General features: G+C 66.3%; 10 protein-coding genes and 1 riboswitch. Of the genes, 5 read left to right on the top strand and 5 right to left on the bottom strand.

Going from position 1 to position 13,499, the window contains the following annotated elements:
* Positions 1–83 precede the first annotated feature (83 nt).
* Positions 84–203: riboswitch (yybP-ykoY riboswitch) on the bottom strand.
* Between the two features lie 43 nt (positions 204–246).
* From RTK35_RS24920 to RTK35_RS24910, 3 genes are read right to left on the bottom strand one after another with little or no spacing between them, the layout of a single operon-like run.
* Positions 247–1,743 (bottom strand): amino acid permease, encoded by a 1,497-nt coding sequence (locus RTK35_RS24920; RefSeq protein WP_410478713.1) that lies wholly within the window; start codon positions 1,741–1,743, stop codon positions 247–249.
* 60 nt (positions 1,744–1,803) lie between these two features.
* Positions 1,804–2,799, bottom strand: coding sequence for a class I SAM-dependent methyltransferase (locus RTK35_RS24915; RefSeq protein ID WP_316909250.1), 996 nt, complete (start codon positions 2,797–2,799; stop codon positions 1,804–1,806).
* A gap of 48 nt (positions 2,800–2,847) precedes the next feature.
* Entirely contained in the window at positions 2,848–3,813 is a 966-nt protein-coding gene (locus RTK35_RS24910; RefSeq protein ID WP_316909249.1) for a 2-hydroxyacid dehydrogenase, read from the bottom strand.
* 79 nt (positions 3,814–3,892) lie between these two features.
* On the opposite strand from RTK35_RS24910, the gene RTK35_RS24905 reads away from it, so the two are divergent.
* Entirely contained in the window at positions 3,893–4,522 is a 630-nt protein-coding gene (locus RTK35_RS24905) for a LysE family translocator (RefSeq protein WP_074973445.1), read from the top strand.
* Positions 4,523–4,658: 136 nt separating this feature from the next.
* On the opposite strand, the gene RTK35_RS24900 is transcribed toward RTK35_RS24905, so the two are convergent.
* Positions 4,659–5,441 (bottom strand): helix-turn-helix transcriptional regulator, encoded by a 783-nt coding sequence (locus RTK35_RS24900; RefSeq protein ID WP_316909248.1) that lies wholly within the window; start codon positions 5,439–5,441, stop codon positions 4,659–4,661.
* An 89-nt stretch (positions 5,442–5,530) separates the two neighbouring features.
* Between RTK35_RS24900 and RTK35_RS24895 the strand changes: the two genes are divergently transcribed.
* The gene (locus tag RTK35_RS24895) at positions 5,531–6,715 is read left to right on the top strand and encodes an MFS transporter (protein WP_107330520.1); all 1,185 of its coding nucleotides are present in this window, start codon (positions 5,531–5,533) and stop codon (positions 6,713–6,715) included.
* Between the two features lie 77 nt (positions 6,716–6,792).
* On the opposite strand, the gene RTK35_RS24890 is transcribed toward RTK35_RS24895, so the two are convergent.
* A complete protein-coding gene (locus RTK35_RS24890) occupies positions 6,793–7,968 on the bottom strand; it encodes an acetyl-CoA C-acyltransferase (protein ID WP_316909247.1) in 1,176 nt (391 codons plus the stop codon).
* Between the two features lie 179 nt (positions 7,969–8,147).
* On the opposite strand from RTK35_RS24890, the gene RTK35_RS24885 reads away from it, so the two are divergent.
* The 3 genes from RTK35_RS24885 to RTK35_RS24875 all read left to right on the top strand — a co-directional run bounded on the left by RTK35_RS24885 (position 8,148) and on the right by RTK35_RS24875 (position 13,386).
* Complete coding sequence (locus RTK35_RS24885) at positions 8,148–9,830, top strand: fatty acid--CoA ligase (RefSeq protein WP_316909246.1); 1,683 nt, start codon at positions 8,148–8,150, stop codon at positions 9,828–9,830.
* 251 nt (positions 9,831–10,081) lie between these two features.
* On the top strand, positions 10,082–11,992 hold the full coding sequence (locus tag RTK35_RS24880) for a DUF1302 domain-containing protein (RefSeq protein WP_182850972.1): 1,911 nt from the start codon (positions 10,082–10,084) through the stop codon (positions 11,990–11,992).
* A 26-nt stretch (positions 11,993–12,018) separates the two neighbouring features.
* Positions 12,019–13,386 carry a DUF1329 domain-containing protein gene (locus RTK35_RS24875; RefSeq protein WP_074973437.1) on the top strand — a complete coding sequence of 456 codons (1,368 nt, stop codon included), beginning with the start codon at positions 12,019–12,021 and terminating at the stop codon, positions 13,384–13,386.
* Positions 13,387–13,499 lie beyond the last annotated feature (113 nt).

Genomic DNA, 13,499 nt, shown 5'->3' with positions numbered 1-13,499 from the left:
TACGGGGGGCGGGTCGACTAATCACCATGACACACGCAATCTGCCCGCCCCGGGTCAGGTTGTGTGTGTCATAGGTCTTGTCAAACCGCTGGCCTGTCTGTGCAGGCTCGGGGTCGTCCGCGCCATGGTCTGTGGACCAAGTGTGTTGACGCGGACCGGGCGAGCAGGGCGCTCGCGGGAGACTACTCCCCTAGGACGGGGCGCATTTTGCACAAGGCGGGCTCGATGGGCAAGCCCGCCGCCGGGTCAGTCGAGGGTGGGGCGTACGTCCATCTCGGCGTAGCGCACGAAGCGGCTGCCCTTGCGCAGGCGGTAGCCCAGCCAGATCACCAGGAACAGCGGCAGGCTGATGTAGGTGGCCGCCAGGCCCACCCAGTTGATCTGCTCGCCCACCAGCGCCTCGTAGTTCTGCCCGAGGGTGATCGCCAGGCACAGGGCGAAGGCGAACAGCGGGCCGAAGGGGAACAGCTTGGCGCGGTAGGGCAGGTCTTCCAGGCGACCGCCCTGCAGCAGGTAGCCCTTGCGGAAGCGGTAGTGGGAGACGGCGATGCCCAGCCAGGCGATGAAGCCGCACATGCCGGAGGTGTTCAGCAGCCAGGTGTAGAGGGTGCTGTCGCCGACGATGGAGGTGAAGAAGCACAGCGCGCCCACCAGGGTGGTGGCGTACAGCGCATTGCGCGGCACGCCGCTGTCGGAAAGGCGGGCGAACAGCTTCGGCGCCTTGCCCTGGAGGGCCAGGGTGTAGAGCATCCGCGTCGAGGCGTACATGCCCGAGTTGCCCGCCGAGAGGATGGCCGTGAGGATCACCGCGTTCATCACGCTGGCGGCGGCAGCGAAGCCGGCCCGCTCGAACAGCAGGGTGAAGGGCGACACGCTGATGTCGCTGGCCTCGTTCTGCAGCAGACTGGGCTCGGTGTAGGGGATCAGCATGCCGATCACGAAGATCGCCAGGATGTAGAACATCAGGATTCGCCAGAACACCTGGCGGATGGCGATGGGGATGTTCTTGCGCGGGTTCTCCGATTCGCCGGCGGCGATGCCGATCAGCTCGGTGCCCTGGAACGAGAAGCCGGCGATCATCGCCACGCCGACCATAGCCTGCAGGCCGCCGACGAAGGGTGCGTCGCCCTGGGTGAAGTTGCTGAAGCCCGGGGACTGCATGCCGCTCATCAGGCCGAAGATGGTGGCCAGGCCGACGCCGATGAAGATCACCACCGTCACCACCTTGATCAGCGCGAACCAGAACTCGCTCTCGCCGAAGCCCTTAACCGAGACCACGTTCAGCGCGAACATCAGCGCCAGGAACAGCCCGCTCCAGTAGATGCCGGGCACGTCCGGGAACCAGAAATTCATGATCAATTGGGCCGCCACCAGTTCGGCGGCGATGGTCACCGCCCAGTTGTACCAGTAGTTCCAGCCCAGGGCGAAACCGAAGCCATCGTCGACGAACCGGCTGCCATAGGTGCTGAACGAGCCGGAAACCGGCATGTAGGCGGCCATTTCCCCCAGGCTGGTCATGAGGAAGTAGACCATCAGGCCGATCAGGGCGTAGGCCAGCAGGGCGCCGCCGGGGCCGGCCGTGGCGACGGTGGCGCCGGAGGCGACGAACAGGCCGGTGCCGATGGAGCCGCCGATGGCGATCATGTTCAGGTGACGGGGCTTCAGCGCCCGGTGCAGGCCTTGGGCGGCCGGCGGGTTGGCAGTGTGGTCGGTCAAGGTAGAACTCCAGGGGTCCGGTCTCATGCCGGATGGGCGCGGCGGCCGGGGCCGCTCGTCGTGGGTAGATGCAGGAACGCCCGCCGCTCAGCGGCGGGCACGGTAGACGCGGAAGCCGTCTCCCTCCGCCAGGGTCTGGCAATTGCCGAGTGCCTGTTCGATGAGGGGCGGATAGCGTAGGAAGCTGTTGGCCACCAGGCGCAGCTCGCCGCCTGGGCGCAGGTGCTGGCCGGCGGCCCGCAGCAGGGTTTCGCTGGCCTGGTAGTCGGTGTGCACGCCCTGGTGGAAGGGCGGGTTGCTGACGATGACGGCCAGCCCCTTGGGCGCGGCGTGGATGCCGTCGCCGGCGATCACTTCGGCAGCGAGGCCGTTGGCGGCCAGGGTCAGGCGGCTGCTGGCGACGGCGAAGGCGTCCACGTCCAGCAGCAGCAGTTCGCTGGCCGGGTAGCGGCGCTTGAGGCTGGCGCCGATGACGCCGGCCCCACAGCCGAAATCCAGCACCGGGCCGACGGGCAGGTCGTCGAGGTGCGGCAGCAGCAGGGCGGTGCCCCGGTCCAGGCGACCGTGGCTGAACACGCCGGGCAGGCTGACCACCTGCAGCGGCCCATCGGGCAGCTCCAGGCTGTAGCGCTGGGCCAGGCTGTCCAGGTCGGGGCGTTCGGGGGCCTGGTCGACGCGCACCTGCCACAGCTGGCAATGGCGCGCGCTGTCCAGCTTGCGCGGGGTGCCGAAGGCGGCCAGCTGCTTGGCGGCACGCTCGATGCCGCCGCGCTTCTCGCCCACCAGGAACAGGTGACGGCCGGGCAGGCGGGCGGCCAGGGCGGCCAGCAGGTAATCGGTCAGTTCGCGGGACTTGGGCAGGAACAGCAGGGCTTGTTCGAAGGGCTCGTCCGGCGCCTGTACCCCGAAGGTGGTGCGGCCGGCGAAGCGGGCTTCCAGGCTGGCGTGCTCGCCCGCGTGCCAGCTCCAGCCCCGGGCCTGGGGCAGGGTGCCGAGCAGGTCGTCGGCGGGAAGACCCGCTGCCAGCAGCGGGCCCTGGAACAGTTCGGCCTGTCGAAGCACGACTTCGCTGCGCGGGTCCATGGGGCGGTCCTGATAAAAGCGGCGAACTTTACCAGAAACTCACCCGCCCTAGACGACCGTACGGCACGGGGTGCCCGCCAGCCAGGCCTCGGTGTTCTCGGTCATCTGCTCCACCATGCGCTGGCGTGCCTCGCGGCTGCCCCAGGCGTTGTGCGGGGTGACGATCAGGCGCGGGATGTCCACCGCCAGCAGCGGGTTGCCGTCCTTCGGTGGTTCCTGGGTCAGCACGTCGGTGGCGGCGCCCCCCAGGTGGCCGCTGCGCAGGGCGTCGGCCAGGGCGTGTTCGTCCACCAGGCCGCCCCGGGCCGTGTTGACCAGGAAGGCGCCGCGCTTCATCCGCGCCAGCGCGTGGGCGTCGATCAGGTGGCGGGTGTGCTCGGTCAGCGGGCAGTGCAGGCTGAGGAAATCCACCTGCGGCAGCAGGTCCTCCAGGGGCAGGCGATCGGCCCGGTCGGGGCGGCCGGGCAGCGCCCCCAGCAGCACGCGCATGCCGAAGGCTTCGGCCAGGCGCGCCACCGCGCCGCCCAGTTCGCCATGGCCGAGCAGGCCGAGGGTCTTGCCTTCCAGTTCGACGATGGGGTGATCCAGCAGGCAGAACTGGCTCGCCTTCTGCCAGCGGTCCTGGCGCACGTCGCGCTGGTAGTCGAGGAAGGCCGTGGCCAGGTTGAGCATCAGCATCAGGGTGTGCTGGGCCACGGAGGGCGTGCCATAGCCCCGGCAGTTGCTGACGGTGATGCCGTGCTGGTGGGCGGCCGCGAGGTCGACGTTGTTGGTGCCGGTGGCGCTGACCAGGATCAGCCGCAGATCGGGCAGGGCGGCCATGGCGTCGGCGTCGATCACCACCTTGTTGGTGATCGCCACCGGCGCACCCCGGAGGCGCTCCACCACGTCGGCCTGGGCGCTCTGCTCGTGCAGCACCAGTTCGCCGAAGAGCTGGCGCAGGGGTGTCAGGTCGAGGTCACCGAGGTCGAGGGAGGCGTGGTCGAGGAACACGGCGCGGAGGCTGTTGGTCATCAGCTGTACCTTTTTCCGAGGCTTGGGGAGGCGTAAGGTGGCCAGCCTAACAGACCCTTGGCTCGAATCTGGAGGCGCCATGTACTGGACGGAATTCCTCACCGTTGCCCTGATCCACCTGCTGGCCGTGGCCAGCCCGGGACCGGACTTCGCCATCGTGGTGCGCGAGAGCGTGGCCCATGGACGGCGCGCCGGGACCTGGACGGCGATCGGCGTGGGCACGGGGATCTTCGTCCACGTGGCCTATTCGCTGCTGGGCATCGGCCTGATCGTTTCCCAGTCCATCGTGCTGTTCAACGCGCTGAAATGGCTGGCGGCGGCCTACCTGCTGTACATCGGCATCAAGGCCCTGCGGGCGCGCCCGGCCGACCCGGCGGCGGCCGAGGCGGAACTCACCCGCGAGGTGCGCAGCCCGCGCGGTGCCTTCGTCACCGGCTTCGTCACCAACGGGCTGAACCCCAAGGCGACGCTGTTCTTCCTCTCGCTGTTCACCGTGGTCATCAACCCCCACACCCCGCTGACGGTGCAGGCCGGCTACGGCCTCTACCTGGCCTGTGCCACCGCCGTGTGGTTCTGCCTGGTGGCGATGCTGTTCAGCCAGGAGCGTGTGCGCAGTGGCTTCGCCCGCCTGGGCCACTGGTTCGACCGCCTGATGGGCGCCGTGCTGGTGGGCCTGGGGATCAAGCTGGCGTTCACCTCGATGAAGTAAGCGCTCCACCTCGCAACGATGGGCTTCGCACAGCTCAGCCCATCCTACGGAGCCGTGGTGTGCATCCCGTTGGATGCGGTGAGCTCGGCGGACCGCATCACTGCCACCTGCGCCCCACCAGGCGGTATCTGGCACATCAGCCTTTCTCCAGCGTCGCCAGCAACCCCAGGCTGGCCACGTATTCCCTCGGGTTTTCCCCCAGTAGGCGGCGGAACATGGCGCTGAAGGCGCGGCCGCTGCCGTAGCCCAGGTCGTGGGCGACCTGCTGCACGCCGTGTCCGGCCAGCAGGCGCGGCAGGGCTTCGGTGAGGCGCAGCTGCTGGCGCCAGTCGTTGAAGCTCATGCCCAGTTCCTGGGCGAACAGCCGGCTGAGGGTGCGGGTGCTGGCGCCCACCTCCAGGCTCCAGTCGTCGAGGGTGCGGGTGCTCTCCGGGGTTTCCAGCAGGGCCAGGCAGATGGCTTGCAGGCGTCGGTCCTGGGGCATCGGCAGGTGCAGGGGCATGCGCTCCAGTGCGGCGATTTCGTGGAGGATCAGGCGCTGCACCAGGCTGCGGTGTTCGTCATCGGTATCGCCGGCCTCCAGCGCCACCAGGCGCAGGATCAGCTCCCGCAGCAGCGGCGGTACCGCCAGCACGCAGCAGGCATCGAGGCTCGGCGGTGCGGCGTCGGCGGCAATGAACAGGGTGCGCATCTGCACCTGCCCGGACATGAAGATCTGGTGCTCGATGCCCGGTGGGATCCACACCGCGCGGGTCGGCGGGATGACCCAGGCGCCGGCCTCGGTGACCAGGCGCATCAGCCCCTGCGCCGCGTAGAGGAATTGCGCCTGGTTGTGCAGGTGCAGGTCGACATGGGCGCCGTCGGGGTAGTCGAGGGCGACGGCGCCGATCCGGCCCTGGGGCAGATGGTCGATGAACATGGCTGTTCCGATGATCTTTTTGGCAGAACGTTGCTGGGCGGCCAACCTAGCATGGCGGTCCACAACAACCAAACAGCAGCGAAACTGCCATGAACCGACCGCGTACCGTCATCCGCTTCATCAACGCCGCCCACATCATCGACCACATGTTCATGCTCATCTTCCCCGCCGCCGTGCTGGGCATGACCGCCACCTTCGAGCTGTCGTACGCCGAACTGATCGGGCTGTCCCTCGGCGGCTTCATCGCCTTCGGGGCCTGCTCGCTACCGGCCGGCTGGCTGGGGGATAAATGGAGCCGCCGCCACATGATGCTGGTGTTCTTTCTCGGCATCGGCGGCGCGGCGATCTTCACCGGGCTGAGCCGCAGTACGCCGATGCTGGTGCTGGGGCTGACGCTGATGGGCGTGTTCGCCGCCATCTACCACCCGGTGGGCACAGCGATGCTGGTGGCCCATGCGCAGAACCGCGGTCGCGAGATCGGCATCAACGGCATGTGGGGCAACCTGGGCGTGGCGTTCTCGGCGCTGGTCACGGGCTTTCTCACCGCTCATTTCGGCTGGCGCGCGGCGTTCATCCTGCCGGGCGCTCTGTCGGTGGCCATTGGCGTGTGGTTCGCCCTCTGCGTGCGTGACGAGGCGTCTCCCGTCGCAGCGGCCGGCACTCATCGGGGTGGCGGGGCGGGGCAGGTGTCGATGCGCCTGGTGTTCGGTGTGCTGGCGTTGGTGACGGCCACCGGCGGGGTGATCTTCAACGCCTCGACCATGACCTACCCGAAGCTGTTCCAGGAGCGCCTGGTGGACCTGTTCGCCTCGCCGGAAAGCCTCGGCATCGTGGTCAGCATCGCCTACGCCTTCGGTGCCGTGGCGCAGTTGCTGATGGGCCGTGTGCTGGATCGCTACAGCCTGAAGCTGCCGTTCGTGGTGATGACCCTCTGCCAGGGGCCGTTGCTGGTGGCCATGGCCTATGCCGATGGCTGGGCGGTGATCGCCCTGGGCGCCGCTTTCATGTTCGCGGTGTTCGGCCAGGTGACGGTGAACGATGCGATGGTGGCGAACTTCGTCGCGCCGCAGTGGCAGGCGCGGGTCTTCGCGTTGCGCTACTTCCTGTCCTTCGGCGCCAGTGCGGCGGCCATCCCGATGATCGCCTTCATCGAACCGCGCCATGGGCTGGTGGGGCTGTACCTGGTGCTGGCGGTGTTCGGTGCGCTGACCTTCGCGGCGGCGCTGGTCTTCCCGAGGACGCCGGCCCACGCGCCCAGGGCGGTGCCCGCCTGAGGCGCGCCCGGGCGGAATGAAAAAGGGGCTCCCGGACGTTGGTCCGGGAGCCCCTTCTGGTTGGCCGCGCGGGCGGGTTACAGCAGTTCCACCGCCACCGCAGTGGCTTCGCCGCCGCCGATGCACAGCGAGGCGACGCCGCGCTTGCCGCCCTTGTTACGCAGGGCGTTGATCAGGGTGAGGATGATGCGCGAGCCGGTGGAGCCCACTGGGTGGCCCTGGGCGCAGGCGCCGCCGTAGACGTTGACCTTGGCGTGGTCGAGGCCGTGTTCGCGCATGGCGAGCATGGTGACCATGGCGAAGGCTTCGTTGATCTCGAACAGGTCAACGTCGTCCTTGCTCCAGCCGGTCTTCCTGAACAGGTTGGTCATGGCGCCGATGGGGGCGAGGGTGAATTCGCTCGGGTCCTGGCTCTGGGTGGCGTGGCCGACGATCTTCGCCAGGGGCTTGAGGCCACGGCGCTGGGCTTCCTCGGCGGTCATCAGCACCAGGGCGCTGGCGCCGTCGGAGATGGAGCTGGCGTTGGCGGCGGTGATGGTGCCGTCCTTGCGGAAGGCCGGGCGCAGGGTCGGGATCTTGTCGAGGTTGGCGGTCAGCGGCTGCTCGTCGTCCTTCACCAGTGTCTCGCCCTTGCGGGTGGTGACGGTGACCGGGACGATCTCGGCGGCGAGGGCACCCTCGGCGATGGCGGCCTGGGCACGCTTGAGGGACTCGATGGCGTAGGCGTCCATCTCTTCGCGGGTGATGTTGTACGTGTCGGCGGTCTCCTGGGCGAAGGAGCCCATCAGGCGGCCGGTGCGTGCGTCTTCCAGGCCGTCGAGGAACATGTGGTCCTTGATCTCGCCGTGGCCCATGCGCAGGCCGGTGCGGGCCTTCTCCAGCACGTAGGGGGCGTTGGACATGCTCTCCATGCCGCCGGCGACCATGACGCTGTTGGTGCTGGCCTTGAGCAGGTCGTGGGCCAGCATCACGGCCTTCATGCCGGAGCCGCAGAGCTTGTTGATGGTGGTGCAGCCGGTGGCGGCGGGCAGGCCAGCGTTCAGCGACGCCTGGCGGGCCGGGCCCTGCTTGAGGCCGGCGGGCAGCACGCAACCCATGATCACTTCCTGCACGTCGGCGGCGTCGATTCCGGCGCGGGCCACGGCTTCACGGATGGCCAGGGCGCCCAGGTCGACGGCGGACACACCGGCGAGGCTGCCCTGAAAACCGCCCATGGGTGTGCGGGCGCCGCTGACGATTACGATCTCGGACATCTTCTTGATTCCTCTGTGGAGACAGGCCGCGACCGGCCGGGTGGGGCGATTCTATCTCGTGACCGGAAGTGGCCAAAGGGTCACGTGGCAAATCATTCTTTTGACTGATTGAGGCCTCGACGGAGGGCTCTAGAGTGCGCATGACTACATGAAACCCCTTTGTACGCAGGTGCTTTCCCATGGTGCAGACCCGAGTCATCAAACCGGCCGACAACGCCTACACCTACCCCTTGCTGATCAAGCGTCTGCTGCTCTCCGGCAGCCGCTACGAGAAGACCCGGGAAATCGTTTACCGCGACCAGGTGCGCTACAGCTACGCCACCTTCGTCGAGCGCGTGGCGCGCCTGGCCAACGTGCTGACCGAGGCCGGTGTGAAGGCCGGCGACACCGTGGCGGTGATGGACTGGGACAGCCACCGCTACCTGGAGTGCATGTTCGCCATCCCGATGATCGGCGCGGTGCTGCACACCATCAACATCCGCCTTTCGCCGGACCAGATCCTCTACACCATGAACCACGCGGAGGACCGCTTCGTGCTGGTCAACAGCGAGTTCGTGCCGATCTACAAGGCCATCGAAGGCCAGCTGACTACGGTGGAGAAGACCCTGCTGCTGACCGACGCGGCCGACAAGCGCGCCGACCTGCCGAACCTCGTCGGCGAGTACGAGACGCTGATGGCCGCCGCCAGCCCCCGTTACGCCTTCCCGGATTTCGACGAGGATTCCGTCGCCACCACCTTCTACACGACCGGCACCACCGGCAACCCGAAGGGGGTGTACTTCACCCACCGGCAACTGGTGCTGCACACCCTGTCCATGGCCTCCACCATTGGCGCGCTGGACAGCATCCGCCTGATGGGCACCGACGATGTCTACATGCCCATCACCCCGATGTTCCACGTTCACGCCTGGGGCGTGCCCTACGTGGCCACCATGCTGGGGGTGAAGCAGGTCTACCCGGGGCGCTACGAGCCGGAGATGCTCTGCCGGCTGATCCGCGAGGAGAAGGTGACCTTCTCCCACTGCGTGCCCACCATCCTGCAGATGATGCTCAACACCCCGAGCGCCCAGGGCCATGACTTCGGCGGGCTCAAGGTGATCATCGGCGGCAGCGCGCTGAACCGCGCCCTGTACGAAGCCGCCAAGGCCCGGGGCATCCAGCTCACGGCGGCCTACGGCATGTCCGAGACCTGCCCGCTGATCTCCGTTGCCCACCTCAACGAGGAACTGCGTGCCGGCAGCGAGGACGAACGCACCACCTACCGCATCAAGGCCGGTGTGCCGGTGCCGCTGGTGGAGGCGGCCATCATGGACGCCGAGGGCCACCTGCTGCCGGTGGATGGCGAGACCCAGGGCGAGCTGGTGCTGCGTGCACCCTGGCTGACCCAGGGCTACTTCAACGAGCCGCAGAAGAGCGAGGAACTGTGGGAGCACGGCTGGCTGCACACCGGTGACGTGGCGACCCTGGACGGCATGGGCTTCATCGACATCCGCGACCGCATCAAGGACGTGATCAAGACCGGGGGCGAGTGGATCTCCTCCCTGGAGCTGGAAGACCTGGTCAGCCGCCATCCGGCGGTACGCGAAGTGGCGGTGGTCGGGGTGCCCGATCCGCAGTGGGGCGAGCGCCCGTTCGCGCTGCTGGTGGTCCGGGACGGCTGCACCCTGGATGCGAAGGAACTGAAGGAGCACCTCAAGCCCTTCGTGGAGCAGGGCCACATCAACAAGTGGGCCATTCCCAGCCAGATCGCCGTTGTTACTGAAATTCCCAAGACCAGCGTGGGCAAACTGGACAAGAAACGTATCCGCGCCGACATCGCCCAATGGCAGGCCTCCGGCAGCGCCTTCCTCTCCGCCCTCTGACCCACCCTTGGGTCGGGCCGAAAGGCCCGGCCCAGCCACCAAGCAAACGCTTGGCCCAGTGATTGCGGCCTCTTGCCGCGTCACCCCCGCCTTTACCTATCGCTACTTCGGTCTAGTCTTCAAACCTGCGAGCCAGAGCGACTCGGGCCGTACGCAGGGCAGCAAATCACACTTTAGAGGGATCAAGCGGTATAGCCCGCTGGCTATAGTCCGCTCATTCCATAACAAAAAACACACATGGAGTAGCGTCGATGACAACAACTAGAAAACCCATCTGGCGACTGGCGCGGCTGCCCGTAGCCGTCAGCCTCGCATCCACCCTCGCCGCCCCGGCATTCGGCGTGACTTTCAACATCGGTGAGATCGAGGGGCAGTTCGACTCGTCGCTGTCCGTGGGGGCCAGCTGGTCCATGGCCAGCCCGGACAAGGACCTGATCGGCGTGAACAATGGCGGTCGCGGCCTGTCGCAGACCTCCGACGATTCGCACCTGAACTTCAAACGCGGCGAGACCTTCTCGAAGATCTTCAAGGGCATCCACGACCTGGAGCTGAAGTATGGGGATACCGGCGTCTTCGTTCGTGGCAAGTACTGGTACGACTTTGAGCTGAAGGACGAGAGCCGCCTGTTCAAGGACATCGATGACAGCAACCGCAAGGAAGCTGCTCAGTCCTCCGGTGGCCAGATCCTCGACGCCTTCATCTACCACAACTACAACATCGCCGACCTGCCGGGCTCCGTGCGCCTGGGCAAGCAGGTGGTGAGCTGGGGTGAGAGCACCTTCATCCAGAATGGCATCAACTCGATCAACCCGATCGACGTTTCCGCGTTCCGTCGCCCGGGCGCGGAGGTCAAGGAAGGCCTGATCCCGGTCAACATGTTCTATGTGTCCCAGAGCCTGACCGAGAACCTATCTGCCGAGGCCTTCTACCAGTTGGAATGGGATCAGACCGTTACCGACAACTGCGGTACGTTCTTCGCTCAGCCTGACATCGTTGCGGATGGCTGCGACAGCAATCTTGCGGTTCTACGGACTCGTGGCTCGCTTCAGGCGGCTGGCATTCCCAACTCTGCACTCAATGTCATGCAGAACAACGGCGTGCGCTGGGGAAATCCGGATGAAGGGGCAATCGTTGCCCGCGCAGGTGACGATGACGCACGTGACAGCGGACAGTGGGGTACGGCGCTGCGCTACTTCTCGCCGAGTCTGGATACCGAGTTCGGCTTTTACTTCATGAACTATCACAGCAGGGCGCCGATCTTCAGCGGTATTGGGTCTCCGGCTGGCTCTTATAGTGCGGCATCCTTGGTCGGGCAGCTTGTTGCCGCCGGCATTCCGTTGGGAACTGCGAGTGCCTTGGCGCCGAGCCTTCTGCCAATTGTCGTGGCGGGTAACGGCAAGTACTTCATGGAATACCCCGAAGACATCCGGCTCTATGGCCTGAGCTTCTCCACCACGCTGCCTACCGGTACTGCCTGGAGCGGCGAGTTCAGCTATCGGCCGAATGCACCTGTGCAGCTGAACAGCACGGACATTCTCTATTCGGGGCTCTCCCCGCTGAACCCGAGTGCTTCGGTTTTGACTGGACGGCCTGATACCGTTCAGCACGGTTATCGCCGCAAGGAGATCAGCCAGTTCCAGACCACCTTCACTCATTTCTTCGACCAGGTCATGGGTGCCGAGCGGCTGACCCTTGTGGGTGAAGTTGGTTTCACTCATGTGGGCGGACTCGAAAGCACCAGCAAGGCCCGTTATGGCCGAGACCCCATATATGGCCCCGGCCCGCTGCCGAACGGCCAGTGCCGTGCACTCAACCTCAGCACCTTGGGTAGCGCGAGCGCGAAGAACCTGACCAAGTACTGCGAGGATGAAGGGTTCGTTACCAGCAACTCGTGGGGATACCGCGCCCGTGCAGTCTGGGACTACAACGACGTCTTCGCCGGTGTGAACCTGAAGCCGAACGTGGCCTGGTCCCACGACGTCCATGGCTACGGCCCCAACGGCCTGTTCACCGAAGGCGCCAAGGCCGTGAGCCTGGGCCTGGACGCCGAGTACCAGAACACCTACACCGCCAGCCTCAGCTACACCGACTTCTTCGGCGGCAAGTACAACACCCTGACTGACCGCGACTTCCTCGCGCTCAGCTTCGGCATGAACTTCTAAGCGGCTCCGGAAGACAAGGAATCACCATGAAAACAACAAAGACTCTTCTGCAAACCGGTGCCCTGGCGCTGTCGCTGCTGGCCTCCGCCGTCATGGCGGCGGTGCCGGCCGACGAGGCGGCCAAGCTGGGCACCAGCCTGACCCCGCTGGGTGCGGAGAAGGCCGGCAATGCCGATGGCAGTATCCCCGAGTGGACCGGCGGCCTGCCGCAGAACGCCGGTGCGGTGGACGACAAGGGCTTCCTCGCCGACCCCTTCGCCAGCGAGAAGCCGCTGTTCACCATCACTGCGCAGAACGTGGACCAGTACAAGGACAAGCTGACCCCCGGCCAGTACGCCATGTTCAAGCGCTACCCGGACTCCTACAAGATGCCGGTGTTCCCCTCCCACCGTTCGGCCACCGTGCCGGCTGACGTGATCGCCGCCGCCAAGGCCAACGCCACCGCCACCAAGCTGGTGGAAGGCGGTAACGGCCTGGAGAACTTCAAGACCGCCAACCCGTTCCCGATCCCGCAGAACGGCCTGGAAGCGATCTGGAACCACATCACCCGCTACCGGGGCGGCAGCGTGCGTCGCCTGGTGACCCAGGCCACCCCGCAGCCCAACGGCTCCTACAGCCTGGTTTACTTCCAGGACGAGTTCACCTTCCGCGACAAGCTGAAGGACTACGACCCGAGCAAGCCCAGCAACGTGCTGTTCTACTTCAAGCAGCGCGTGACGGCGCCCTCGCGCCTGGCCGGTAACGTGCTGCTGGTGCACGAGACCCTCAACCAGGTGAAGGAGCCGCGCCTGGCGTGGCTGTACAACGCCGGCCAGCGCCGCGTCCGTCGTGCACCGCAGGTGTCCTACGACGGCCCGGGTACCGCTGCCGACGGCCTGCGTACGTCCGACAACTTCGACATGTACAACGGCGCGCCCGACCGCTACGACTGGAAGCTGGAAGGCAAGAAGGAGATCTACATCCCCTACAACAGCTACCGCCTCGACTCGCCGAAGCTGAAGTACGACGACATCATCAAGGCCGGCCACATCAACCAGGACCTGGCTCGCTACGAGCTGCACCGCGTGTGGCACGTCGTCGCCACCCTGAAGCCGGGCGAGCGCCACATCTACGCCAAGCGTGACTTCTATATCGACGAAGACACCTGGCAAGCCGCTGCCATCGACCACTACGACGGCCGTGGCACCCTGTGGCGCGTCGCCGAGGCCCATGCCGAGTACTACTACGACAAGCAGGTGCCCTGGTACGCCGTGGAAACCCTGTACGACCTGCTCTCCGGCCGTTACCTGGCCCTGGGCATGAAGAACGAGGAGAAGCAGTCCTACGACTTCAACTACAGCGCTTCCGAGAGCGACTACACCCCGGCCGCCCTGCGTCAGGCAGGTGTTCGCTGATCCTGTAGGACGTTGTAAAAAAACCGGCCCTCGGGCCGGCTTTTTCTTGTCCATGATTTCCCCGGGTACTTCAAATGAATCGGCCGAGGGGATAGGCTGCCACCACGTCCACG

The organism is Pseudomonas sp. zfem003 (assembly GCF_032621675.1).
GTDB lineage: Bacteria > Pseudomonadota > Gammaproteobacteria > Pseudomonadales > Pseudomonadaceae > Metapseudomonas > Metapseudomonas otitidis.
The sequence above is the reverse complement of the archived record's forward strand: the minus strand, read 5'-3'. Positions and strand labels throughout refer to the sequence as shown.